This is a genomic window from Delftia sp. SD018 (assembly GCF_017355445.1).
Classification (GTDB): domain Bacteria; phylum Pseudomonadota; class Gammaproteobacteria; order Burkholderiales; family Burkholderiaceae_C; genus Comamonas; species Comamonas acidovorans.
On record NZ_JADDRN010000019.1, the window covers coordinates 77,898 to 102,188 of the forward strand.

Here is a 24,291-nt window from a genome sequence, read left to right on the forward strand (position 1 = left end):
CACGTCAGCCGACTGGCATTTGCCCTGTACAGGGCTTCTATGCGCGTGCCAGGGCCATCGGCAAGGTGACTGGAGGGGAGGGGCTATGCAAAGTTAATGGGCTTCCGGCCTCTAGACCGCCCTGTTCCGCACGCGCAAGAAATTTCCCCCTATTCAAATAATTCAAATGGAGTTGCTATGTCCGGAGTCAAAGGGCGCAGCGGCGGCGCGCGTCCGGGCGCCGGCCGTCCGTCGAAAGAGCCCGCATACCTGAATCTGAGCGTCACCTACGACGAGCCCGCCAAGTTCCTGAAGGCGGTGATGAACGACAGCGGCACCGAAGCCAAGCTGCGGATTGACGCTGCGAAAGCTCTGCTGTCGGCCGAAGTCCGCCGCGGCGAGAACGGGGGCAAGAAGGCCGCACGCGCTGGCGCTGCCGCCACCCGGGCGAAGAGTGGGAAGTACGCATCGGCCGCGCCGCCGAACCTGCAGTAGGAGGTGCCGGATGCCTGAATGGTCTACCGCATGCGTTGATTGGGCTGAGCGGATCCGGGAGGGTCGCTCGATCATTCCGCCGCCGATCTTTCCTGAGGAGGCCGAGGCGGGTCTGGCCGTGATGCGTGATCTGCGCATCGTGGACGCCCCGGGCAGCCCGCGCATGGCTGACGCCTGCGGACAGTGGATCTTTGACCTGGCCGCAACCATCTTCGGGGCCTACGACGCCAAGAGCGGCCGTCGGCTCATCAAGGAATGGTTCGTGATGCTGCCGAAGAAGAACTTCAAGTCCGGCTTGGCGGCATCCATCATGCTTACCTGCTTGGTGCGCAACTGGCGCCGGTCGGCAGAGTTCACCATCCTGGCGCCAACCAAGGAGGTCGCTGACAACAGCTTCACTCCCGCCAAAGACATGGTGCAGTACCTGGAGGAGAGCGAAGACGAGGACGAGGAGCCCTACAGCGAGTTGGCGGAACTGATCCATGTGCAGGACACCCAGCGGATCCTGACCCATCGCAGCATGGGCGCGAAGCTGAAGGTGATCGCAGCGGACACGAATACCGTTTCCGGCAAGAAGTCTGCCGTGCTGCTGGTGGAGGAGCTTTGGCTGTTCGGCAAGATCGCCAAGGCAAAGGACATGCTGCGGGAAGCTGGCGGCGGGTTGGCTGCACGCCCCGAAGGATTCATCCTGTACATCACCACCCAGAGCGACGAGGAGCCCGCGGGCGTGTTCAAGGAGAAGCTGGAGTACGCGAGGGGTGTGCGCGACGGCACCATCATTGATCCCGAGTTCCTACCCATCCTGTTCGAGCACCCGCCAGAGCTGGTGAAGAACGAGGGCTGCATGCTCCTGGAGAACCTGGCCATGGTGAACCCCAATCTGGGGTACTCGGTGGACCGGCCATTCTTGGAGCGCGAGTTTCGCAAGGCGCAGCAGGAGGGCAAGGAGTCGCTCAAAGGCATGCTGGCCAAGTACGGCAACGTTGAGGTCGGCCTGAAGCAGCGTTCCAACAGCTGGGCCGGCACAGAGTTTTGGGAGCTTCGTGGGAACCGCCGCATTTCGCTCGAATACATCCTGCGCGAGTGCGAGGTCGTTGTGGTCGGGATCGACGGTGGAGGGCTGGATGACTTGCTGGGCCTAGCTGTTGAGGGGCGATACCGAGGCGTGACTCGCTGCGCGCTCTGGAACAAGGCTTGGATCCACCCCATTGGCATCGAAAGGCGTAAGTCGGAGGAGCCGAGATACCGAGACTTCGAGCGCGACGGCGACCTCGTCGTGGTGGAGCGCCCGGGGCAGGATCTGGAGGAGCTTGCGGCGATCTGCAAGGAGATCTACGACGCCGGCCTGCTGGCGCGTATAGGCCTGGACCCGGAGCGCACGCACAAGGTGGTGTACCAGGCGCTCATTGATGCCGGGATACCGGAGGAAATGATCATCGGCATCTCGCAGGGTTGGAAGCTCACCGGCGCCATGGCCGTCGCGGAGCGGGGCCTGGAGGATGGGAGTCTTACCCACGCGGCACAGCCTCTCATGGCCTGGTGTGTGGGCAATGCGAAGGTGGTGCCGTCGGGCAATGCCTCGCTGATCACGAAGCAGGCCAGCGGCACAGGGAAGATTGATCCGCTGATGGCCTCTCTGAACGCCGTCACGCTCATGGCCACCAATCCGCAGGCCAAGGGGCCATCCGTCTATGAGACGCGCGGAATGCGCTTTCTATAGGGCACGACCACATGAAGATATTCGACAAGCTGTTCCGGCGGGATGGGCCGGAGGCTCAGTCGCGCCCGCGAGCCAGTTCGGAAGGAACTACCTTCCAGGGGCTGGACGACCCGGCGCTGCTGGAGTTCATCCGCAACGGCCAGATGGGCGCATCGAACCGGATGCTGCGCAACACCTCGGCGTTGCGCTGTCTCTCGCTGATCGGCAATGGCTTGGGCATGCTGCCCACCAGCCTTTACCGAGCCGGCGACGACAAGGAGGTTGCCAAGGATCACCCGGCGCACAAGCTGCTGCGCTACAAGCCGAACCCCTGGCAGACGCCGATGGAGTTCAAGAGCCAGATGCAGCTGCTGCTGGAGACCGAGGGCAACGCATACGCGCGCATCATCCGCGCCGCTGGCCGCCCGATCCACCTGATTCCCTTCGAGAAGGGGAGGGTGGACGCCAAGCTGGGTAGCAACTGGCGTATGCAGTACCGCTGCACAACTGAAAACGGCGGGCAGATCACACTGGACCAGGAGGAGATCCTGCATGTGCGCGAGCTGTCGTTCGACGGCGTGCTTGGCCTGTCCAAGCGGCAACTGTCCACCGAGGTTTTCGAGCTGGCCGAGCAGGCGCAGCGCGCGGCCGGCAACATCTTCAAGACCGGCGTGATGGCTGGGGGCGCTATCGAGACGCCAAATGCCCTCTCAGACCAGGCGTACAACCGCATGCGGGCCTCGCTGGACCAGGGGCTGAGCGGCTCCGAGAACGTCAACAAATGGATGATCGCGGAGGAGGGGGCCAAGGCCAATCCCTTCACATCGACGGCCAAGGACGGCCAGCAGCTGGAAAGTCGCAACCACCAGATCGAGGAGGTGGCCCGACTGTACGGCGTGCCCCGGCCGCTGCTGATGATGGATGACACCAGTTGGGGCTCCGGTATCGAGCAACTGGCCATCTTCTTCGTGCAGTTCACGATGACGCCGCGCTTCACGGCCTGGGAGCAGGCACTGGAGCGTTCGCTGTTGACGGATGCAGAGCGGGGCCACTACTACTTCAAGTTCAACGAGCGCGCGCTGCTGCGCGGCACGCTCAAGGACCAGGCGGACTACTTCGCCAAGGCGCTGGGCGCCGGTGGCCACCAGCCATGGCACACGGCCAACGAGGTCCGCGACCTGGCCGAGTACCCGGCAGACCCGAACCCGAAGTTCAACACCCTGGGCGATCCCTCGGGGAAGAAAGCAAGCAATGAGCCTCAAGCAACTACCTGAGATCCGCGCGGATCACCGGCTGTCCAAGGCTGGATTCGACCTGCGCCCCGATGCTGTGGACCGATGGGAACCCGAGGTGCGAGCCTCGGCCAGCGACGCGGAAACGAGCATCTCCATCTACGACTCCATCGGCGAAAACTGGGAGGGCACGGGCGTCACGGCCAAGCGCATCGGCGCCGCACTGCGAAACATCGGTGCGCGCGACGTGACGGTCAACCTCAACTCCCCGGGCGGCGACTTCTTCGAGGGCATGGCCATCTACAACCTGCTGCGCGAGCACAAGGCAAAGGTGACCATCCGCGTGTTGGGCGTGGCCGCCTCGGTGGCTTCGGTGATTGCCATGGCCGGCGACGAGATCCTGATGGGTGATGGCTCGTTCCTGATGATCCACAACGCCTGGGCGGTGGCCGTCGGAAACCGCCACGACATGACCGACACAGCCGCCGTGCTGGCGCCGTTCGATGCCGCGATGGCTGCGCTGTATGCCCACCGCTCCGGGATCACTGAGGCTGAGGCCGCGATGCTGATGGATCGCGAAACCTGGATCGGCGCCCAGCAGGCAGTCGATGACGGCTTCGCCACGGGCCTGCTGCCCAGTTCGGAGATCACCCGCACGGCCCAAGCATCTGGCGCGCGCAAGCCGCTGGCGCTGATCGAGGCCTCCATGGCCAAGGCCGGCTACTCGCGCAATGCGCGCAGAGATGCCTTCAAGGCTCTGTTTTCCAACGGCACGCCGGGCGCTGCCGATCCTGCCATGCCGCGCGCTGGCCCTGAAGTCGCAGCCTCGCTGCAATCGCTGCTGGACACGATGCGCGTGTAGACAGCAGCAACCACCAACCCAATCGGCCGCCCTTGGGGCGGCTTTGTCATTTCTGAAAGGGCCACACCATGGCAAAGCAACACACCGCACGTCCCGTTCCCCGCGGCATCATGTCCGTTCGTGCCGAGGCACCCAGCAACGCCGAAGTCAAGGCGTTGATTGCTGGCCTGCAGCAGACGTTCGCCACTTTCCGGGCAGAGCACACCAAGCAGTTGGAGGAGATCAAGGCCGGCAAGTCTGGTGCCGATCAGGAGGCAAAGCTGGCGCAGATCAATGCAGCGCTCGACAAGCTGCAGCGTGAAAGCGAAGACGCGCACACCAAGATCGCCGCAGCTCAGATGGGTGCGCCTGGCGTTGCTCTTCGTGACAAGGAGTACAGCGCCTCCTTCGATGCGCACATGCGCAAGGGCGATGTGCAGGCAAGCCTCAACAAGGGTACGGCTGAAGAAGGCGGCTACCTGACCCCCGTCGAGTGGGATCGCACCATCACCGACAAACTGCGCGACGAGTCGCCCATGCGCGAGCTGGCCCAGGTGCAGCCCACCAGCAAGGCTGGTTGGACCAAGCTGTTCAACATGGGCGGCACGGGCTCCGGCTGGGTTGGCGAGACCGACCAGCGGCCTGAGACGGCCACTCCCGTGCTGGCGGCGCTTGGCTTCGGGCATGGCGAAATCTATGCCAACCCGGCTGCGACTCAGCAGATCCTGGACGATAGCGAGATCAACATCGAGGCATGGCTGGCCAGCGAAGTACAGGCAGAGTTCGCAGAGCAGGAAGGCTTGGCTTTCATCAGTGGCGACGGCGTGAAGAAGCCTGCCGGTATCCTGACCTACGTCACGGGTGGCGCCAATGCGACCAAGCATCCCTTTGGTGCGATCAAGGTCACCAACAGCGGCGCTGCGGCCGACATCAGCTCCGATGCCGCGCTGGACCTGATCTATGCCCTGCCAAAGAAGTACCGCCAGAACGCGCGTTTCCTGACCAACAACTTGACCATTGCGAAGCTGCGCAAGCTCAAGGACGGCCAGGGCAATTACCTGTGGCAGCCGTCTTCGCAGGCTGGTCAGCCGGCAACGTTTCACGGATACGGCCTTGCCGAAGACGAGAACATGCCTGATGTAGCAGCCAATGCCGTGCCGATCCTGTTCGGAGACTTCAAGCGCGGCTATCTGATCATCGACCGCATGGGGGTGCGCGTGCTGCGCGATCCCTACACCAAGAAGCCCTACGTGCTTTTCTACACGACCAAGCGCGTGGGCGGCGGCGTGCAGAACCCCGAGTGCCTGCGTGCAATGAAGGTGTCGGCGTAACCAAGAAGGGGCTTCGGCCCTTTCTCCATTTCAGGAGAAGACGATGAAGGCAACCAAGCAATTCAAAGGCGTGAAGGACGGAGAAATCTATCCCACCGTATTCGAGGTGGGAGATGAGATCCCGGCCGAACTCGAAGCCGCCGCGGTCGAACTGGGCGCGGTTGAGCAAAAGAAGGCCGTCGCTGGTACAGATAAGGCCAAGTCGTAGCATGCCCATCTTGACCATCGAGACGGCCATCGACCACTGCCGGGCTGACCCGGAGGACGCCGCGATGGTCGAGCTGTACCTCGGTGCTGCCATCGACGCCGCCCAGGAGTACCTGGGCCGCAAGGTGTACGCCGACCAGACCGAGCTTGACGCTGCGGTGGCTGCGGGCGAGGCGGGTGAGCTGCCCATGGTGGCCACCTACTCGGTGAAAGCGGCGATGCTGCTGATCTGCGGTCACCTCTTCGCCAACCGCGAGGATGTGGTGGTGGGCGCGCAGTCCTTCGCCATGCCCAACGGCTCGCGCGATCTGCTGCGGCCCCATCGGAAGGTGCAAGGCCTATGACCACGTTCCGCGCAGGCACCCTTCGAGACCGCATCCACATCCAGCGCAAGACAGGCGGCGCGGACGAATGGGGCACTCCGCTGCTCGAAGGCTGGGAAAACATCTCCCCGGGCCGCATCGCAGCCAACGTGCTGCACAAGTCTGGCCTGGGCACGATCAAGGCAGACGCCAAGGTGTCCATCGTCCGCGCGAGCATCCGGATTCGCCGCCGCGCTGATCTGGACGCCGGCATGCGCGTGCTGTTCGACGGCCAGATCTACGAGCTCAAGGCCGTGCTGCCTGGGCCTACCCGCGAGTACATCGACCTGGTGTGCGAGCTCATCCAGGGCAAGTCTTGAAGGAGGATTGAATGGCAAGGCGTACCCTATCCAATCCAGGGCGGGATGGCCGCCGCAAGGTGCTGACAGGCGGCAACTCGTTCGGCATGGAGCTCGACCTGAGCGCCGTGGACGACGTGCTCAGCGCATTGGAGTCCGGCGTGGAGGCGGCCATCCGGCCGATGGCCCAGGCCGGCGCTCAGGTGATCTACGAGCGCGTCAAGCTCAACGTCCAGGGGCTGGGGCGCGTGACAGGCAACCTTGACCGGTCCATCTACCAGTACTTCAGCGACGAAAAGTCTAAGGACGGGAAGAGGGCGGAGTACCACATCAGCTGGAACCACAAGAAGGCGCCGCACGGACACCTAGTGGAGTTCGGCTACTTGCAGCGCTACCGCTACTACCAGACCAACGACGGCCAGGTGCGGCCCATGGTGCGGCCCGGCATGGACGGCCAGCCGCCTCCACCCCGCCGCGCGAGCCAGGCCCAGAAGGACGCCTACTACGTGACTCTTCCGAGCCCGAAGCAGGTGCCCGGCAAGGCATTTGTGCGCAGCGCGGCCAGCTCGCTTCCGGAGGCGAAGAAGGCCGCCCAGGCTGAGCTGTGGCGCCGGTTGTTTGAGCAGGGGGGCTACGGTGGCGCTTGAATCTGACCTCATGGCTACGCTACTGGCGGTGTGTCCGCGCGTGCACGTTGGAACGGCCCCTTTCGGCACCCAGCAGCCCTACGTGACGTGGCAGCACATCGGCGGCGATCCGTTGGAGTGGCTGGACAACACGGTGGCCGACAAGCGCAACGTGCAGATCCAGATCAATACCTGGGACAGCACGCCGCTCAAGGCCTTTGCTCTCATGCAGACCATCGAGGCCGCACTGCGCGGCGGGATGCCCCAGCTGATCGCGCGCCCAGTCTCCGAGCCCATCGGGGCCTATGGCGACGGCGACGAGACGCCGGGCTACCTGCAGACCTACACCATCTGGGGCGCCCGATAGGCCGCCCATCCCTTCCGCCGCCTGGCGGTTTTCTTGCCCGCTCGGGCGCAACTCTCTACCCGCTTCGGCGGGTTTTTTCATTTCCGAAAGGCCCACCATGGCATACACCGTTCCGGACGGCAGCAAGCTGTTCATCTCCACCGTCTACGCCGCGGCCATCGCCGTCACGGCCGTGACCAACGCCAGTCCCGCCGTGGCCAGCGCGGCGGCGCACGGCCTGCCCAACGGCAAGGAGTTCATCTTCACGTCCGGCTGGGACGACGCCAACAACCGCGTCTTCCGCGTCGCCAACACGGCAGCGGGCACCTTCGCCATCGACGGGCTGGACACCCTCAACGAGAACCGCTTCACGCCAGGCGGCGGCATCGGTTCGGTGCTGCCCATCGCCACCTGGCAGGAAATCCAGCAGGTGCTGAACCCCTCGACCTCGGGCGGCGATGCGCAGTTCGCCGAAGTGGCTCCCTTGGCCAGCATGAACACCTTCCAGATCCCCACAGGCTTCTCGGCCACCAACATCACCATCCCCATCGGCGATGACCCCAGCCTGCCGGGCTACAAGGCTGTCAAGAAGGCCTCCGAGGACCGCCTGCTGGTTGCACTGAAGGTGCTCAAGCCCAACGGCAACGTGAACTACTTCTACGGATACATCGCGCTGAACGAGATCCCCTCGCTCACCAAGGGCCAGGTTGACACCGTGAACGCCGCCATGGCCCCGCAGGGCCGCACCACCCGCTACGCCGTCTGATCGGCCCCAGTTGCACCGGCCCGGCTGTTTCGTCTCTCAGCAGAGGCGGGCAGTCGGGCGCGGGCATTTCTCATCCATCTGCTGAAAGATCATCACCATGAACGCTCCTGCAAAGAAGGCCTCCATTCCCGCCAAGACTGATAAGCCCGCCGCCTTCGTGTTCGGCAAGCGCCCCGAAACCATCTCGGGCAAGGTCGAATTCCCCCTGCCCGATGGCAGCATGGCCACGCTCAATTGCACGTTCCGCTACCGCACCCGCAAGGAGTTCGGCGAGCTCTGGGATGACGTGGCAAACACGGCGGTCCGCCTCGCCACAGAGCAGCAGGAGCAGGCCGGCAAGAGCGATGGCGACGCCTCCAAATTCACCTACGCCTACATGTACGAGCGTGGTGATGCGGCCAATGCCGAAAACGCCATGAAGTACCTGGTGAGCTGGGGCGACGAGAACCCGCCTGTGACCAAGGAATCGCTGAACGAGCTGTTCGACCAGGCACCCGGTGCGAGCGCCGCCCTGTGGGACGCCTACCGATCGCTCTGCACCACGGGCCGCCTGGGAAACTGAGGGCCATAGCTGCTGCCATCTACCGCAAGCCCCCGACAGCCGAGCAACTCGGCTTTTGGGGCATGACGTACCGGGATTGGGAGGCAGAGCAGCAGCCCGTGGAGATATGGCCTGAGAACTTCCCGGCCTACAAGCTGTGGTGCAAGGTCGGCAGCCAGTGGCGCTACACCATGAGCGGCCCGGCCTCCCTCGACTACATCCCGCTGCAGCATGAACTGGATCGCATGGGCCTGAGCGAAGAGGACTACGACGCGCTGTTCAGCGACATCCGCGTGATGGAATCCGAGGCCTTGGCCGCCATGCGAGAGGAGTGACAAATGGCGACAGAACCGCTTGAATTGCGCCCCCGTGCGCTGGTATGCCACCCCCGAAATGGCTTGGTGTTGGAGTTTGCCGAGCCGCTGGGAGTGGATGCGTTTTGCATCGCTCTCGGCGGCACCGCCGGCTATCTGGAATTCGGGAAGGTCACAGGTTCTTCAGAAACGTTCCAATCGTCTCGATGGCTGTCGGAGCCTTGTCAAGCCCAAGGTCCACAAGCTTCAGTACGAGGTGTTTTGTGGTCTCGGCAGGCAGCTCTCGAAGCTGAGCAAGGAATCGCTTCTTTTCGGGCTCAGGAAGGTCTGACTGGAGGATCTTGCTCTCTATCAACGCTTTGATGGTGTCGTCATGGAGCTTGATGGTGACCACGCCGAGGATTGCCGATAAGCCGCCGTCGTCGGCTAGGAAGTCCATCCCTCTTGCAGTGATCCTGGCTACGAATGGGTGGCTACCTCCGAGCGCCTTCAGCATCTTTAATTCGCACAATCCATGCTCGTCTAGATATGCGAGATTCCTGCCGGCTCCCGGGAATTCAGTCTCCCAGCTCTGAACATCCGTCGTGTCTGGATAGGAGGCTGCTAGCTTCTTAAGAAGTTCCAATTGCAGGGGCCTGTCGAGTTGCATTCCGCCCTCCTGGCGATGGGTTGTGTGGAGCCTCTCATCGTATGCCAGGATGGCGCCCGGCTCTGAGGGCCCCAATGCGCTTCGATCAGAGGAATTTCGATGTTTGGAGCGGGTATGGAGTTGTTTTTCCTGTGGCTGATCTTGTGCGTACTTGTCGGCGTGTGGGCCAGTAAGAAGGGGCGATCTGGCATCGGGGCGTTTCTGTTTTCCCTTTTCCTGTCGCCTCTTGTGGGCGCAATCATTGTTGCGCTCATGAAGCCAGAGGGAGAGGCCGCACTTCCCCGGGATGAGCTGGGCAATCCCATAACGCCTGCGACCCATGTTCATTGCCCGGACTGCCGAGAGCTTGTGCGCAAGGAAGCTCGCAAATGCAAGCATTGCGGTTCGGCCCTGATGCCGCAGTAGCGGATGAAACCGCCAAAGGGGCGTTTCTGAGCGCATGGTTGAGGATGGATGTAGACGCTTGGGAGCGGTATCTTGTTTCCAGTACCATCAAGTGATGGGTTACTACGTATTGGGAATCGCTAAGGGGCTGGGTGACGATGTGGAGGCGTTGTCTGAACAGATACGTGTCCGCCCGCGCGCTCGCTTTCTCTCGGGCTATCTAAACGAAATCGCCCCAGCGTTCCAAGAATTCTCCGACCGGGGAGAGGAAATCTTGACGCTTCACAGCTTTGCGAGCATCCCCTCCAATCAGATCGATCTCGCGATGGCTATCTGCGAGCGGCTGCGGCAATCTTTCTTGAAGAGACCGAAGATGTGGAGAGTGCATTTGGGCACCATCAAATTCCCGGGAGAGGCAGAGAAGCCTTTCGAGCGGCTGGTGGTTAGGCGAAGAGCCCTGTCCATGATCGACCGAATCCAGCATCTCCTGGACACCGTTCGCAGCGACGGAGGAGTAGTGGTCTTTGGTGGTGGTGCTTGGTATGTTCCACTCTGTGGGATCGAGCTGCCACCAGACACTGTCCACTACTCGTAGCCTCCTGCATCGTCGCTGGACTGATGGAAACCTTGGCCTGATCCCCGCTCTATGTCGTGAGCTTGTGCGAAGGTTGAAATAGCACAGCATCATTGAACAACTTCAGAGCCCCGGACCTCCGGGGCTTTTCTATTTCTGGCTCGCCTTTGGCGGGCCTTTTTTATTGGGCGGATCTATGACGCAAGAAGGACCCAAGGCCGTCGTCAGTGTGGTTGCGGAGGACAACACCAAGGATGCGTTCAATCAGATAAAGCAAGGCGCCAAGGACACTGCTCAGGCAGTCACAAGGGCCGGCCAGGAGGCGAGCAAAGGCATCTCTCAAATGGGAGGTGGCGCCGAACAGACCGCTCGAAAGCTGGAGTCCTTTGAGAAATCCTGGGTCAACAGCGTTCAGCGCGCCCTGGTCGCCGCAGAGGCGGGCGAGAAAGGGACCGCCAAGTATTTTGAAGCCTGGGGCAAGTATCGGGGCATTGGCGGCGACGTCATGGAGCCTATTCTTGCCCAGTTGCGCGCGGTCGAGGCCGCACAGGCCGCCGCTGCTGGCGCTGCCACAAAGGGTCTGGGCACCATGGGGGTGTCCGCAGCGCAGACCGCCGCGGCGCTGCGCCAAGTGCCGGCTCAGTTCACGGACATCGTGGTCAGCCTCCAGGCGGGCCAGGCGCCCCTTACTGTGCTGCTGCAACAGGGTGGCCAACTCAAAGATATGTTTGGCGGCACTGGCGCCGCTGCCAAAGCCCTTGGCGGATACGTCATGGGGCTGGTGAGCCCGCTCACACTGGTTGCTGCCGCTGGCGCTGCGATGGCTGTGGCGTTCCATCAGGGGGCTCAGGAGAACGAGGCGTTCGTGCGTTCCATTGCCCTCACTGGCAATGCATCTGGCGTCACCACAAGCCAGCTGCGTGAGTACGCGCGGCAGATCGATGCTGTGGTGGGGTCTCAGGCACAGGCTGCGTCCGGCCTGGCTGATTTTGTCGCGGCTGGTGTGCGTGGTGGCGACGAATTGCGCCGCTACACCCAGACCGCCATCGAGTGGGAGAAGCTCACTGGCCAGGCTGTCAGCAAGACGGCTGACCAGTTCGCCAGCCTGCAGAAGGATCCGTTGGCCGCCGTCATCAAGCTCAACGAGGGAACCAACTTCCTGACGGTTTCCGTGTACGAGCAGATCAAGGCCCTGGATGACCAGGGCCGCAAGGCTGACGCATCGAAGGTAGCCATGGACGCGCTGGACGGCGCCATGCGCGAGCGGGGCAAGACCATCAAGGACTCCCTGGGGTACATCGAGCGCGGATGGAATGCCATCAAAAGCGCAGCGTCGGGAGCTTGGGATGCGATGCTCAACGTTGGCCGCGCATCAACCCCCGTAGACACGCTGGCTGCGGTGCGGAAGCAAATCGCTGATCTTGAGAGGCGCTCCTCAGGCGGGTTTGGCGATACGGGTGGCGGTGCGGCGACTGGCAGGCCTAGTCAGGAAGCTGTCGAAAGAATCAAGGCGCAAGTTGCGGCTTTGAAGCAGCAAGAAACGCAGCTGCTTGCGACCATTGATGCCGAAAAGAAAAATGCTGCCGCGAAGGAGGAGTCGAGCCGCGTAATGCAGGCGCGGCAGGAATTTGACAAGACATACGCCAAGGCGCTGGATAAAGAGGCGACTCTGGAAGAGAAGCTCACCAAAGCCAGGAACGAGGCAGTTGCAGCTGGGAAAAGCGAAGCTGACATCAAGACGGTCTTGGCCTGGGTAACCGAAGAGCACAACAAAGCCAACAAGGGTAGTGCTGCTGCTGCGCGCGAGGCCAAAAAGGAGCTTTCCGATCAGGCCAAGGTCTATGCAGAACTGGCCGGGTTGAGCAGCACTTATTACGAGGAGCTGGCGCGCGGTCAGAAAGAATTCGAGAAGGGCAACATCACCCAGGCCCAGTACATCAAGTACGTCGAAGACCTGATCAAGAAGCAGCCGTTCGCTATCGCTCTGGCCAAGGAGGAGGAGAAGGCCCGCCGCGACCTGCAGAAGGCCATCGAAGACGACATCAAGCAGGCCGACCGCCTGGCCGATAAGCGCCAGGCTGCGATCAAGTCTGCGGAGGATGCCGTGCGCAAGGCGCGCCAGGAAGAGGAGGCGCATGCCCTGGCTGCTGCAGCCAACATCACACTGGCCGAGGCCGTGGAGCGCCTGACCATCGCGCGCCTGGAAGAGCAGCTGCAGATGGCCCGCATGGGCACGGAGTCGCAGTCCACCATTGATGCGCTGGAGCGGGAGCTCGCCGCGCGCAAGGAACTGCTGGGTGTGCTGCAGGAGAAGGGCTTCCGCGAGGGCAACAAGAAGGCGGCGGACGAAGCTGCGAAGGACTGGGACAAGACCGCCCAGACCATCAGCCGCACCTTGAGCGACTACATCATGGGCGGCGGAAAAAATGCCGCCCAGTACCTGAAGCGGCTGTTTGCCACGCTCGTGCTGGAGCCCATCGTGCAGTACGGCGTGAGCGCGATCATGGGCGTGGGAGGGAAGAGCGGCGGGGCCGGAGGTGCTGGCAATTTCGCGCTCAACAACGCCGGATTGTTTGGTGCCGGCGCTCAGGCCTTGTGGGGCATGTCTGCCGGCGCGAGCACCGCCAGCCTGTTTGGAGCCAATGCTGTCGGGATGATGGGCGGCGATGCCCTGGGCGCGCTGATCGCTGGTAACGGCGCATGGGCCGGCGTGGGTGCGGGCGCAGGAGCAGGCGCGGCTGGCACGGGCGCAATGGGCATGTTGGGCGCGATCCCCGTCTGGGGTTGGGCGCTTGCTGCTGTTGCCGCCCTGGCGCTGGGTGGCGCATTCTCTTCGCGTGGCCCGAATCACTCGGGCGGCGTGGCGTCCACTGCTACGACCAATCGAGATGAAGCTGTCAAGCAAGTTCTGGGTACGGATGCTTGGGGAAACACGCTCACCGACTTCACGACGCGCGGAAACAAGGATCTCGACAAGAAGCTGCAGGCCACGGTCAACGGCATGCTCGACATGTACAAGGCGCTCACGAAAGTAGGCGGCGTCAAAGCGCGCGACATTGACATTGCGGCAGGTTTCTCGCTCAACCCGAAATACGGTGATGAAGGGGGCATGGGCTTCTTTCAGATCCTCGACAAACAGACCGGAGAGGTGCTCAAGAAGTACAAAAACCGGGACTTGGATGCTGACCCTCAGAAGGCATGGCTGCAGTTCGTTGCAGATATGGGCGGCGAGCTGGTTAATGAGATCAAGAAGGGGGACATCCCGGGCTGGATGCGTGAAGAGCTTGACGCCATCGGTGAAAACGTAACGGTGGAAGGTCTCACTGCAGCTATCCAAAAGATCGCCGTGATCGATGCATCGTTCAAGAACTGGGGCAACACCCTGGTCGGCTTCAATGACCTGAACGCCAAGGCGCAGACGGCGTTGCTGAAGACCTCGGGCGGCATCGAGGCGCTGACTGGCAACATCAATGCGTTCTACGCCGGGTTCTACAGCGAGGCCGAGCGCGCCGAGATACTGCAGCGCCAAGTGCGCGAGCAGCTCAAAGGCTTGGGTGTGGATATCGACCCCAAGGGCGGCGAGGCGGCCAAGAAGGCGTTCCGCAAGTTGATCGAGGACGCGCTGGCATCCGGCAACACCGAGTTGGCGGCCAAGCTGCTCGCCCTGGCGCAGCTGTTCGGCGTGGCGGCGGACGCGGCTCAAAAGGCTGCAGAAACTGCGGCTGATGCGGCGAAGACCGCAGCTGACGAAGCGGCGCGAGCACTGGAGGAGGCCAAGCAGAAAGCCAAGGACGCAGCGCTGGCGAACTTCGAGGCGGCTGTGGCCCGCGAGCAGGAGTATTGGCAGCGGATCGTGACGGACTCGCAGGCCGCAGTGCAGGCGATCTCCAGCATCCTGACGCCGTTGAAGCAGAGCGCGAAGGAGCTGTTTGGCTCCATCGATACTGCTCAGCAGATGCAGGCCGCTGCGGGCATGGTGTACATCGAGCAGGCCCTCGCGAGCGTGCGCAGTGGCGCCAAGCTCTCCAGCTTCGACGGTCTCTCGGACGCAGTAACGGCGGCGCGCGGAGGCATCACATCGGGCCGCTACGCATCGCAGTTCGAACGTGACCGCGACGCCCTGGTGCTGGCCAACCAACTCAGCCAGATCGCCGGCTACGGCGACGCCCAGCTCTCCACGGAGGAAAGGCAGCTCAAGAACTCGCAAGAGCAACTGGAGCGGCTGGACAAGACGCTGACGTACTGGCGCGACTTGCTTGAAGGCAACGACAAGCAGATCGACGCCACGCTGAGCGTGGAGCAGGCCATCAAGGCTCTGGAGAAGCTGATGTTCCCAGATAGCCCCGGGGGCATAGGATCAGGCAAGGACAACGGCGGCGCGCAGTTGGGCGGTGGCGGCGGCGGAAGTGCGGTAGGTGGCAGCAACACGCCATCGAAGTACAACCGCCCGCAAACGGACGGCAGCGGCGGGACGTTCTACAACCCTGTGATCGACTCCGCCGAGATCGCGCGCTTGGATGCGCTGGCGGGCAAGTACCACGCCTACGACGGCACGGGTGACCTTCGGGGGCTTCTCGAATCCATCAAAGCTTCTGGCGGCTCGCTGTCGGACTTGTCCGCGCTGTCGGGGCTCTATGAGTCGGACTGGCGCAAGGCGGCTGAGAGCGTTGGCATTCCAGCGTTTGAGGTCGGCGCGAACCGCATCCCGCAAACGATGTTCGCCATGCTGCACAAGGACGAAGCTGTGGTGCCCGCGGCATTCAATCCATGGGCGGGCGGCAAGAGCTTTGGCGGTGGCGAAAGCAGTGCTCGGCTCGAAGCCCTGGTGGCGCAGCTGATTGATGAGAACCGCCAGCAGGCGGGGCAAATCGTCCGGCTCAACTCGCAGATCGCACGGCTGCTTCAGCGTTGGGATGGCGACGGGATGCCGCAACCACGAAAAGAAGGAGAGGGGGTAGCAGCATGAGCATCTCATCGCTCGTTGTCATTGCGCCGCTCGCTGTGATCCCAGCCATGCTGGTGAGCAGCGATGTGCCGGAGAACGACTATCCAGAGTGGGCGGCCGGCACGGCCTACGCAAAGGGCGCGCGGGTGATCCTCGCGGCCCAGCACAAGGTCTACGAGAGCACGGCGGACAGCAACACGGGCAACAACCCCGCGACGCCGTCCTCCGAGCCCAAGTGGGTCGAGGTCGGGCCGACCAACCGCTGGAAGCCGTTCGATAAGTCGGTCAGCAGCCAGGTCAAGCAGGCCAACAACATCAGCTACCGGATCAAGCCGGGCCAGGCGATCACATCGCTCGGGCTGCTCAACGTCACGGGAGCCACACGCATCCGTGTGCGGTTGATTGATCCGAGCTTCGGCGAGGTTTACGACGAGACGACTTCCATGTCGTCGGTGCCGGTGGCGGCCGGCTGGTGGGAGTGGTACTTCGGAGAGCGGCGCGCGCCAACCCAGGCCTTGCTGCAAGACCTGCCCAGCTTCCCAGCGGCGGACATCCTGATCGACATCGTGGGCACGTCCGCACTTGCGGTGGGCGTGATCCTGATAGGCCAGCGCCGGACATTCGCTCTGGGTGTCAAGTCGGGGGCGCGCGTAGGCATCCAGGACTACTCGCGAAAGGAGCGCACGGAGTTCGGTGACGTTGTGCTCGTTGAGCGGGCTTTCGCGAAGCGGGCGGCATTCCAGATGTTGCTGCAGTCGCGTGAGGTGGATTCTTTCAATGACTTTCTAACCACTGTTCGCGCGACGCCATGTCTCTGGATTGGCTCCAGCCGATTTGAATCAACCACGGTCTATGGGTTCTACAAGAACTTCGAGATCGTTCTCTCCTATTACGACTATGCAGACTCCGAGCTGGAGCTGGAAGGGTTGACATGACGGATATCGTTTCTCCAACGCCAATTGCCGCACTGCCGCCGGCGCCGCAACCGACGGACACGCCTGCGGAATTCAACACAAAGGGCTTTGCAACGGTTGCTGCCCAAGTGGCAATGATTCCGCAGATCAACACTGCGGCGGCTCAAACAAACCAGAACGCCATCGCGGCCAATGAGCTGGCTGTGGCCGCGGATGCGTCGAAGTCTGCAGCTCAGGCGGCGGCGGGCACAGCCACCACGAAGGCGGGAGAGGCAGCCGCCAGCGCTACGGCATCGGCCGGCTCTGCAACTGCTGCATCCACGTCGGCAGGCAATGCTGCAGGCTCGGCCACGGCTGCCTCTGGCTCTGCGACGGCAGCGGCTGGCAGTGCCACGGAGGCGGCGGGGTCTGCCACGGCGGCGAATACCGCGAAGACCGGGGCGGAGGCTGCGCGCGACGCGGCGCAAGGCTTCCGTGACCAAGCGGCAGTGTTTGCGACCCAGCAGATCAAGGGCAGCAGCACGACGAGCGTGACGCCGGGCGCCGGGGCAAAGAGCTTCACGATTGAAGCGAGCCGCTCGTTTGTGACCGGCATGTATGTCGTGGCCACGTCCACCAGTGATCCGGCAACCCAGATGAGCGGGCCGGTGCAGAGCTACAACCCGACCACGGGGGGTATGGTCATTGCCGTGGACATGTTCAGCGGTGCATCGGCGAAAGCGGGCTGGGTGATTGGCGTGGCCGCGCCTGGCGCAGCCACCGGCCTCGCCCGCCAGGTCGTGACTGCAAACACGACATGCGTCGCAGGTGTTGCGTACATCGTGGCAGCGGCTGGCATCACGCTCACGCTGCCCGCCAGTTGGGCTGCAGGTGAGCGGATAGCGGTCATCGAGGCTATCGGCGACGGCGGTCAGTACTCCATCGCATTTGGCTCGACAAAGCTGCGCTCCCGATCCATGGCGACTCAAGTCATCTCGGCCGTCTACGGCGCGACCGGGGTGCTCACATATCAAGATGCGACACGAGGACTCGTATGAACACACTTTCCGGCATTCTGGGGCAGGGCGGCGGGGACTTTCCGGTCTGGTCTGCATCGCTCACAGTTGTGCAATTTCAAATCGTGCGCAGCCCTCTTGACGGGGAGCTCTACACGCGGACTGCCGCCACGGGCACGAGCGCTACCGACCCTGCAGACGACATCACAAACTACCGCGCGGAGTCGTACCAGCGGATTACTGCTCTTGTCTGTGACCCGGTCCCGCGCCCCACAGGCGGCCAGATCGCTACCGGCAGTAAGAAGACCTCATTGCCCGCCATCGCAACCGGAGTCAGAACGCTTGCGCTGGAAATGCTGGGGCGGGGGAGTCTGGATTTCTTTGCGCTGAGCCGAGGCACGCCAGGAACCATGCGCGTCGAAATACTCATTGATGGGCGGAGTGTTTTCGACGATCTCCGGACCTATGCAGACAGCTACTTCTCGATCATTGTCGGAAGCGTTGCGCCCAATTCCTCAAATCAATTGGAAACCCCGATTGAAGGCGCAGGACTTGGATTCAGGCGGCATCTGCGCATTTACGTGACCCCTCCTTCGGCCGCAATTGCCGCAAGCACAGGTGTGCTCGCATACAAGTCGAGGAGCCAAGCATGAGCGAGATGATTGAAGAGATCGTGGGCGGCGTGATCGTGCGGCGCTGGCCCGACGCACCGCACGTCGATGCTGTGCCGCACTCCTGCTCGCGTCGTCAGGGCCGGCTTGCACTGCTCACGCTGGGCCTGCTCGATACGGCCGAGGCGGCCATTGCGGCCATGCCCGACGGCGCGGACAAGCGCGCCGCGCAGATCGAGTACGAGGCCGACACCTGGGAGCGGCACAACCCGTTTCTGGCGGCGCTCTGGGCGCAGCTTTGCGGCACGCCGGAATCGCTCGATGCCGCCTTCGCGCTCGCTGTGACGCTCTGATCAGCCCCGACCAACAACAACCCGCTTAGGCGGGTTTTTTCATGCCCAACGAGGAGGGGCAATACATGAGCAATGAGAGCCGAGTTCAAGCAGCAATAGAGGTAGCAAAGGCGGCGCCTGCAGTCGCTGGAGCGGCTGCGTCCACGTTGACGCTGAACGAGTGGGTGGCCATAGCAACGGGGGTCTACATCGCGATTCAGGGCCTATATCTGCTGCGCAAATGGTGGCGCGAGGAGCGGCAGAAGGGTGGCTGGCTGGCAGATCCTGGCGAGACGGATATGGGGGCGCTATGAGCAATAAGGCGAAACTGATCGCCGCTATCGGCGCCGCCGTGGCTGCCCTGGCCGTGCCCCTAGTTGCCCGGTACGAGGGAACGGTGCAGACCACATACCGCGACCCCGTGGGCATCGTGACCGCATGCACGGGCCACACGGGGCCGGAACTGCAGATGGGCCAGGTGTTCACTCGCGAGCAGTGCGAGGACATGCTCTACAAAGATCTGTTGAAGCACACGGCGTCCCTGGAGTGCGTCAAGGCTCCGATGAGCGATGGCCAGAAGGCAGCCTTCCTGAGCTTCGCATTCAACGTGGGCAACGGCGCATTTTGCTCCAGTACGCTGGCGCGCAAGGCCAACGCGGGGGACATGCCTGGCGCGTGCGCTGAGCTGAGTCGCTGGACCTATGCTGGTGGCAAGCGGTTGCCGGGCCTAGTCAACCGGCGTGCGGCCGAGCGCCAGTTGTGCGAGCGGGGGCTGTCGTGATCGCCGCTCTCTACACCCACCTGGCAGCCGCCGCCGTGGCCGCCGCGCTGGCATGGCAGTTCCAGGGCGCGCGCCTGGGTGCCGAGCTGGCCGAGGCACGGCTGGAAACCACCACCCAGCAACTGGCTACCAGCACGTCCCAGCGCGCTGCAGACGCCCGCGTGCGTCAGGCCGAGAAGGCCATGACCACCAAATACCAAGGAGCCCTCAATGCCGCCCGTGACCGCGAGGCGCTGCTGCGCCGTGATCGTGACCAGCTGCTCTCTGTGGCTGACGGCCTGCGCGAGCAATCCGCAGATGCCGCCCGCCGACTTGCCAACGCTCCCTCTGCCGCCGTCCTTGAGTACGCCACTGCCCTCGGAGCCGTATTTGAAGACTGCCGCGCAGCGTATGGTGACTTGGCAGCTAAGGCTTCAGGGCACGCAGCTGATGTCCAGACCCTTGGCGCCGCCTGGCCGCTGATGCCACCCTCAGACTCTGTACGAATGGACTAAGTCGTTGCTGTAAATTCAATCGACATACCAGCTCATCGGATAGCTTCTCGTTGTTCGCGAAAGTATTGTGCCATTGCTCTTTTGTATATCTGCCTGAGCGTACTGACCAAGTGTATTGGCAGCAAAATTCGCAGATCTAGGAGGGCTTAGCACGGCTCCAAATTGTGCTCCTGCGGTATTGTCTATAAGAAGATCCACGTTCCCCAGACAAACAATAGACTGCGTACTATCGTATTTCACGGAGACTTGCGCACATGGTGCGTGCCAATGTTGCGCTCCTGCATCAAAAACTACTACCTTTATAGAGGCGCCATTAATTGCCGCAGTTCTAAGAGCCTGCAAGGAGCCGGCTGTTGTTGCTCCATTTGCATCATTGGAGTAGATTAGATTCCAAGCGTAAGAATTGCTTGCCAGAAAAGCAATGGCGGATATGCAGAGAGATCTTTTAATAAGCATTTTTTTCATGTGTGAAGGAGATGAAATTGTAGACTGTGTTTTCGGCTTGGGCAGGGAGTCGCTCGCACGCTGCCGATGATTTATTGAACATACCAACGCATGGCGTAGCGCGTTTGCGATGTGGACATCAGGGCGCCTGTGCCAAGATTGATGTTGTTCTGGGTGAACTGGCCAGCGGTATTTGCTTTGAAGTGCATGGACTGAGGCGGGCCTATCATCACACCAAATTGCGCGCCGGTCTCTCCATAGGTCCTAAGATCCATGCTGCCAATGCAGACGACTTCCTGCGTAGCTCCCATGTGTATGGACACTGGCGCGCATGGGAGCTGGAAGTCTTGGTCCCCAGGCAGCACCGCCACCGCTTTGACAGATGCGCCATTCGAGGCGGCGTTCCGAAGCCCTTGCAAAGAGCCCGCTGACGCTATCCCGTTCGTATCATGTGCGTATGCCAACGTCCATGCGTGCGATGCGCCAGTGCTGAGAGTCAGTGCCGCCACGGCGAGGTATCGCTTGATAATCATTATTACTTTCTTGTGTAAATTAATTTGTAAGGTGGAATTTATATAATAAATCCACGAACGCCATTTTCCGAACTTTTGGCGCCGACGATGCAAACACCTTGCGCAGAGGCAGCGGCAAGTGACGTGATATCTTCCACAGTGATCACTGATTTGCGATTGACCCGAATTCTGATCAATTTGTTAGGCTGGGTTTATTCCACAAACCAAGACATCTGATGGTTGACAATTGTGCTCGATACAATTCCTCCATCACCAAGCCTCACATTGGTTTGAGAGTATTGCCCAAGCGTGTTGATAACGAAGTGTGCCGCCTGTGCTGGGGTTGTTGCGGCGCCGAACTGCGCCCCGATGCCCAACTGAGATTCAAGTGGCCAGTTTCCAACACATACAACTGCTTGGCTCGTGTCATTCCGCACAGATATGTTTGTGCAATTAACTAGCCAGTTATGAGCAGTTGGTCTATGAATCAAAACTTTCACCGCTGCTCCACTATTAATAGCATTTCTTAGCGTTTGAATTGAGCCCGAAGTTGCCGCGCCGGAAGGGTCATTTGTGTAGACCAGTGTCCAAGCGTGGGAAGCGCCCGCACTGAGAGTCAAGATTGCGAGTGCAAGGGCTTTTTTGAGGATCATGATTGTTTCCATGTGTAAGGGAGGCTGCATTGTAGGCATGCACCGTTGCTCTATCAGCCCTCCGGACAGATCTCCATGGCCAGTCCAGCACCGCATAGGCGTCTGCGTGCGGCCCGTCGAATGCGCGAATGCCGCGCTCATCGTCCAAGAGCGCGCCAGTCCAGCGATGCGCAGCAGGGAAGGGTAGGCAGCCGGTCTCACGTACCATGTACCCATGAGCTTCGATCAGATCGCAATTGCCCTGCTGGGCGCCCTGGCGGCCTGGCTCTCCCAGGCCCGGGGAGAGAGCTCGCGCAAGTGGGCGCCGGTGTTCGGCATGCTGGGCCAGCCGTTCTGGTCCTATGCCAGTTGGCAGGCCGAGCAATGGGGTATCTTCGCTGTGTCGATCATCTATGCCTGCGCGTGGGCACGGGGTCTGTGGGTCTACTGGATCTCGCCGCGCCGAGCCGCTGGCTCGGGCTTGATTCAGCTGGTGCCTGGCTGGAAAAGATGATCTACACGCTCCACATCGACAAGGAGGAGCCGGGCCTGTACACGGCCCGCGTGCTCGATGGACGGGCTGAGGTCGCAGAGTTTCAGGCGGCCACCATCTCGGGCGCCATCCGCGACTGTGCCGTCGCCACGCTGCCCGGCCTCGACGGCTTTCACATCTGGTACGGCCATGTCTCCGTCGGCACGACCTCTATTGACGCGATGCGCCACGACGCCGAGACGCTGGCGCAACGGCTGGTGAGGCTGCATTCTGAGTTCGATGATTAGGCATGCTCCCTTCAGGCCTGCCCAAGGGCTGGGGGGCGGGAATAAGCCCTTGGAGGGCCCATCTGTGCTTGCGCTAGTTTCAGTGAATATTCCCAAATGGTCTTGTAACCCATTGATTTTTATCAGTTGAGGGCCTGACTTTTAATCCGTTGGTCGCGAGTTCGAATCTCGCAGGACCCACCAAAGAATACAAGGCCCCGTAGCAATACGGGGCCTTTCTTCTTTGCTATCGAAGAAGTAGCAAAACGGAACAGAGATTTGCGGCCCGTGTTCCGCAATTCTGGGCGTGTTCCGCAATTCACCGCACGGGCTTCACCTTCTTGCCCACCTTGTGGCGGATGTACTGCGCTGTCATGCCCTCCGTTGTATGCCCCAGCAGCGCCTGGGCATGGCGTATCCCGCCGTCGTCATCCACAGTGGTGGCGGCCGTGGCGCGCAGGTCCCGAAACTGGAATTGCGCCTTGGGAATGCCGGCGGCATCCCGAGCGGCGTCGATGCGGTCGCGGAGCATGTTCTTTGTCAGCGGCTGACCCGCCTCGTTCACAAGCAGTTGCGCGATGTCCTCTTTGACCTGGACTTTGTACGCCTGGATCTCGGCCAGCAGCTCCTGAAGTGCGCCTGTTACCTCGATGCGCAGCTTGGCGGCTGTCTTGCCCTGGCGGACGTGGAGCATGCCGCCGGCAATGTGGTCGGTGCTCATACGCAGCACGTCGGCCGGGCGCTGGCCAGTGAGGAGCGCCAAGTGGACAGCGAACCGCAGGGATACTGCGGCCTTCTCCAGCAGCCGAGCCATCAGGTCGTCGCCGACTACGACATCCCGCCCATCCTCCCGGAAGCCTCGCATGCCTGCGCAGGGGTTGGAGGCCTTCGTGAGGCCCTGTTCCCGGGCAAAGTTCCACATGTGCGAGAACAGGGACTTCTCCCGATTGGCGCGCACCTGGCCGATGGAATCCGGAATCGTCTGAGCCGGTAGTCCAACTTGCCTGAGGGCGCAATGCGGGGGGAGTGACTTGGCTCATGCTGGTCCAGAACACAGAAAGCCAGCTCTGTGGCTGGCTTTTTGAAGAAGGAGAGATCAGGACAGCGCACTTGACGCGCTGTGCTCATGCACGGAAAAAAAGCCACTGTGGAGTGGCTTTAATTTGGTTGACAAAGGTTTGCCTAGCTAAGCATCTCGATTTATTTGCTTTTCTTCTTCATAAATCCTTCGTTCCTCTCTGGATAAAGGGTCATTCTTTCTTTTGCTATCAAGTGCTTCTATCTGAACTCCTGGAGAAAAGATACTCTTGACGGAATCCCAAAAGACTTCCCATGGGGTGCGAGGTTGTGAAAGCATATTAAACTCCAATTATCTTCCGTTGAGGTAGGGAGGAGGTGTGTCCCGCAGTTCAGCAGAATCCAAATTTATAGTAAATTCTGTGTCCCAATCGCTGATTTTTTTCTTGCGTGGTGGGTCAGGCGTGCGGAAATAGTCATCGTTAGATACAGCATGACTATCAACATCTGGAAGAGAATATTTATTTGGTCGGCTAAATGAACCTTTTGTGTCTTTGACTTTCATGTGGACCTCCGGTCCTGTGTGTTGACCGAAAATGACCAACTTTTTTCACACTACTCTGATTTCCAGCGGAAAACCGTTTGGGTAACAACAATTACCTATATGTAGAAGCGGATCAGGGCAGCGAAGCCCGTCGCGAGAGGGCGCGTCTCGCGCCCCGCATCCATGCCCTCAGGAAATGTCAGGAACTGCTCTCGGTCTTTGCAAACGATCCATCTCGGGGGCTGTTATGAAGGAAAAAGACCCCTGGCAGTCTCGCATCCAGGGGCTTGGGGAGCCGCCTGGATTTGGCGCGCACCCCTTTGAGTGGCGTATGGGCCTGTCGTTGCTTAACTGTTGGCCGTTCTTATAAGAGGCTGCTTCCGGACCTTGCGGTATCTCCAGGCCGCAGGCTGGCTTGGCTGCGCGAGAAGGTACCAAGACAGCGTGCTGCACGTGCTGCGCTCATGCTTCTCGATATGTGTACGCGGATGTAATACAGCTTCCAAAGGAACAAAAATAGGCGCCCAATGAAACTGCTCATTGGCAATTTCGTTTCCTCCAGAGGCGTTCCTTAATTTGAAATTCGGGAGAAAATGTTATGGATCAAAGAATAAGTGAGCCCGAGCTAGGGGCATTGCACGTTTGGCATGCAAGCATGGTGCTGCT

General features: G+C 61.4%; 30 protein-coding genes. 25 read left to right on the forward strand and 5 right to left on the reverse strand.

Annotated features, from left to right (window positions below; genetic code table 11):
- Window positions 1–177 precede the first annotated feature (177 nt).
- The 13 genes from INR38_RS18935 to INR38_RS18995 all read left to right on the forward strand — a co-directional run bounded on the left by INR38_RS18935 (window position 178) and on the right by INR38_RS18995 (window position 9,059).
- On the forward strand, window positions 178–474 hold the full coding sequence (locus INR38_RS18935) for a hypothetical protein (protein ID WP_047327690.1): 297 nt from the start codon (window positions 178–180) through the stop codon (window positions 472–474).
- A 10-nt stretch (window positions 475–484) separates the two neighbouring features.
- Entirely contained in the window at window positions 485–2,194 is a 1,710-nt protein-coding gene (locus tag INR38_RS18940; RefSeq protein ID WP_207442676.1) for a terminase large subunit, read from the forward strand.
- An 11-nt stretch (window positions 2,195–2,205) separates the two neighbouring features.
- Window positions 2,206–3,447 carry a phage portal protein gene (locus INR38_RS18945; protein ID WP_207442675.1) on the forward strand — a complete coding sequence of 414 codons (1,242 nt, stop codon included), beginning with the start codon at window positions 2,206–2,208 and terminating at the stop codon, window positions 3,445–3,447.
- The gene (locus INR38_RS18950) at window positions 3,425–4,267 is read left to right on the forward strand and encodes a head maturation protease, ClpP-related (protein WP_207442674.1); all 843 of its coding nucleotides are present in this window, start codon (window positions 3,425–3,427) and stop codon (window positions 4,265–4,267) included. Before INR38_RS18945 ends, INR38_RS18950 begins: the two co-directional genes overlap by 23 nt.
- A 68-nt stretch (window positions 4,268–4,335) precedes the next feature.
- Window positions 4,336–5,577: a phage major capsid protein gene (locus tag INR38_RS18955; RefSeq protein WP_207442673.1), complete on the forward strand. Its 1,242-nt coding sequence runs from the start codon at window positions 4,336–4,338 to the stop codon at window positions 5,575–5,577.
- Window positions 5,578–5,620: 43 nt separating this feature from the next.
- Complete coding sequence (locus tag INR38_RS18960) at window positions 5,621–5,785, forward strand: hypothetical protein (protein ID WP_207442672.1); 165 nt, start codon at window positions 5,621–5,623, stop codon at window positions 5,783–5,785.
- Between the two features lies 1 nt (window position 5,786).
- Window positions 5,787–6,128, forward strand: a complete 342-nt coding sequence (locus tag INR38_RS18965) for a head-tail connector protein (protein WP_207442671.1) — start codon at window positions 5,787–5,789, stop codon at window positions 6,126–6,128.
- Window positions 6,125–6,466: a phage head closure protein gene (locus tag INR38_RS18970; RefSeq protein WP_207442670.1), complete on the forward strand. Its 342-nt coding sequence runs from the start codon at window positions 6,125–6,127 to the stop codon at window positions 6,464–6,466. The genes INR38_RS18965 and INR38_RS18970 overlap by 4 nt, the downstream gene beginning before the upstream one ends.
- 11 nt (window positions 6,467–6,477) lie before the next feature.
- Window positions 6,478–7,092, forward strand: coding sequence for an HK97 gp10 family phage protein (locus tag INR38_RS18975; protein ID WP_207442669.1), 615 nt, complete (start codon window positions 6,478–6,480; stop codon window positions 7,090–7,092).
- Window positions 7,093–7,102: 10 nt separating this feature from the next.
- Entirely contained in the window at window positions 7,103–7,438 is a 336-nt protein-coding gene (locus INR38_RS18980; RefSeq protein ID WP_207442668.1) for a DUF3168 domain-containing protein, read from the forward strand.
- 97 nt (window positions 7,439–7,535) lie between these two features.
- Window positions 7,536–8,183 (forward strand): phage tail protein, encoded by a 648-nt coding sequence (locus INR38_RS18985; protein ID WP_207442667.1) that lies wholly within the window; start codon window positions 7,536–7,538, stop codon window positions 8,181–8,183.
- 97 nt (window positions 8,184–8,280) lie between these two features.
- Entirely contained in the window at window positions 8,281–8,745 is a 465-nt protein-coding gene (locus INR38_RS18990) for a phage tail assembly chaperone (protein ID WP_207442666.1), read from the forward strand.
- A gap of 62 nt (window positions 8,746–8,807) precedes the next feature.
- The gene (locus INR38_RS18995; RefSeq protein WP_050771847.1) at window positions 8,808–9,059 is read left to right on the forward strand and encodes a DUF1799 domain-containing protein; all 252 of its coding nucleotides are present in this window, start codon (window positions 8,808–8,810) and stop codon (window positions 9,057–9,059) included.
- Window positions 9,060–9,210: 151 nt separating this feature from the next.
- Here INR38_RS18995 and INR38_RS19000 read toward each other — a convergent pair whose 3' ends face one another.
- Complete coding sequence (locus tag INR38_RS19000) at window positions 9,211–9,687, reverse strand: hypothetical protein (RefSeq protein ID WP_207442665.1); 477 nt, start codon at window positions 9,685–9,687, stop codon at window positions 9,211–9,213.
- Window positions 9,688–9,801: 114 nt separating this feature from the next.
- On the opposite strand from INR38_RS19000, the gene INR38_RS19005 reads away from it, so the two are divergent.
- The 10 genes from INR38_RS19005 (at window position 9,802) to INR38_RS19050 (ending at window position 19,717) form a co-directional block, all read left to right on the forward strand.
- Window positions 9,802–10,092 (forward strand): hypothetical protein, encoded by a 291-nt coding sequence (locus tag INR38_RS19005; protein WP_207442664.1) that lies wholly within the window; start codon window positions 9,802–9,804, stop codon window positions 10,090–10,092.
- A 94-nt stretch (window positions 10,093–10,186) separates the two neighbouring features.
- Entirely contained in the window at window positions 10,187–10,666 is a 480-nt protein-coding gene (locus tag INR38_RS19010; RefSeq protein WP_207442663.1) for a hypothetical protein, read from the forward strand.
- A gap of 175 nt (window positions 10,667–10,841) precedes the next feature.
- Entirely contained in the window at window positions 10,842–15,611 is a 4,770-nt protein-coding gene (locus tag INR38_RS19015; protein WP_207442662.1) for a phage tail length tape measure family protein, read from the forward strand.
- Window positions 15,608–16,525, forward strand: coding sequence for a carbohydrate-binding protein (locus INR38_RS19020; protein ID WP_207442661.1), 918 nt, complete (start codon window positions 15,608–15,610; stop codon window positions 16,523–16,525). Before INR38_RS19015 ends, INR38_RS19020 begins: the two co-directional genes overlap by 4 nt.
- Window positions 16,522–17,541, forward strand: a complete 1,020-nt coding sequence (locus INR38_RS19025; protein ID WP_242699120.1) for a hypothetical protein — start codon at window positions 16,522–16,524, stop codon at window positions 17,539–17,541. The genes INR38_RS19020 and INR38_RS19025 overlap by 4 nt, the downstream gene beginning before the upstream one ends.
- Window positions 17,538–18,152 (forward strand): hypothetical protein, encoded by a 615-nt coding sequence (locus INR38_RS19030; protein WP_207442660.1) that lies wholly within the window; start codon window positions 17,538–17,540, stop codon window positions 18,150–18,152. Before INR38_RS19025 ends, INR38_RS19030 begins: the two co-directional genes overlap by 4 nt.
- The gene (locus INR38_RS19035; RefSeq protein ID WP_242699121.1) at window positions 18,149–18,463 is read left to right on the forward strand and encodes a hypothetical protein; all 315 of its coding nucleotides are present in this window, start codon (window positions 18,149–18,151) and stop codon (window positions 18,461–18,463) included. The genes INR38_RS19030 and INR38_RS19035 overlap by 4 nt, the downstream gene beginning before the upstream one ends.
- A gap of 65 nt (window positions 18,464–18,528) precedes the next feature.
- Window positions 18,529–18,756 (forward strand): hypothetical protein, encoded by a 228-nt coding sequence (locus tag INR38_RS19040; protein WP_148078884.1) that lies wholly within the window; start codon window positions 18,529–18,531, stop codon window positions 18,754–18,756.
- Window positions 18,753–19,223: a lysozyme gene (locus INR38_RS19045; RefSeq protein WP_123691193.1), complete on the forward strand. Its 471-nt coding sequence runs from the start codon at window positions 18,753–18,755 to the stop codon at window positions 19,221–19,223. The genes INR38_RS19040 and INR38_RS19045 overlap by 4 nt, the downstream gene beginning before the upstream one ends.
- Entirely contained in the window at window positions 19,220–19,717 is a 498-nt protein-coding gene (locus INR38_RS19050) for a hypothetical protein (RefSeq protein WP_123691191.1), read from the forward strand. The genes INR38_RS19045 and INR38_RS19050 overlap by 4 nt, the downstream gene beginning before the upstream one ends.
- Window positions 19,718–19,732: 15 nt before the next feature.
- Here INR38_RS19050 and INR38_RS19055 read toward each other — a convergent pair whose 3' ends face one another.
- Both INR38_RS19055 and INR38_RS19060 read right to left on the reverse strand, forming a co-directional pair.
- Window positions 19,733–20,182 (reverse strand): hypothetical protein, encoded by a 450-nt coding sequence (locus INR38_RS19055; RefSeq protein ID WP_148078883.1) that lies wholly within the window; start codon window positions 20,180–20,182, stop codon window positions 19,733–19,735.
- 703 nt (window positions 20,183–20,885) lie between these two features.
- A complete protein-coding gene (locus INR38_RS19060; RefSeq protein WP_148078882.1) occupies window positions 20,886–21,326 on the reverse strand; it encodes a hypothetical protein in 441 nt (146 codons plus the stop codon).
- Between the two features lie 214 nt (window positions 21,327–21,540).
- On the opposite strand from INR38_RS19060, the gene INR38_RS19065 reads away from it, so the two are divergent.
- Both INR38_RS19065 and INR38_RS19070 read left to right on the forward strand, forming a co-directional pair.
- Complete coding sequence (locus INR38_RS19065) at window positions 21,541–21,819, forward strand: hypothetical protein (protein ID WP_207442659.1); 279 nt, start codon at window positions 21,541–21,543, stop codon at window positions 21,817–21,819.
- Complete coding sequence (locus INR38_RS19070) at window positions 21,816–22,085, forward strand: hypothetical protein (RefSeq protein WP_207442658.1); 270 nt, start codon at window positions 21,816–21,818, stop codon at window positions 22,083–22,085. The genes INR38_RS19065 and INR38_RS19070 overlap by 4 nt, the downstream gene beginning before the upstream one ends.
- A 298-nt stretch (window positions 22,086–22,383) precedes the next feature.
- Here the strand turns inward: INR38_RS19070 and INR38_RS19075 are convergent, their stop codons facing one another.
- Window positions 22,384–22,986, reverse strand: coding sequence for a tyrosine-type recombinase/integrase (locus tag INR38_RS19075; protein WP_207442657.1), 603 nt, complete (start codon window positions 22,984–22,986; stop codon window positions 22,384–22,386).
- Between the two features lie 447 nt (window positions 22,987–23,433).
- Window positions 23,434–23,646, reverse strand: coding sequence for a hypothetical protein (locus INR38_RS19080; protein WP_148078880.1), 213 nt, complete (start codon window positions 23,644–23,646; stop codon window positions 23,434–23,436).
- Window positions 23,647–24,291: the final 645 nt, after the last annotated feature.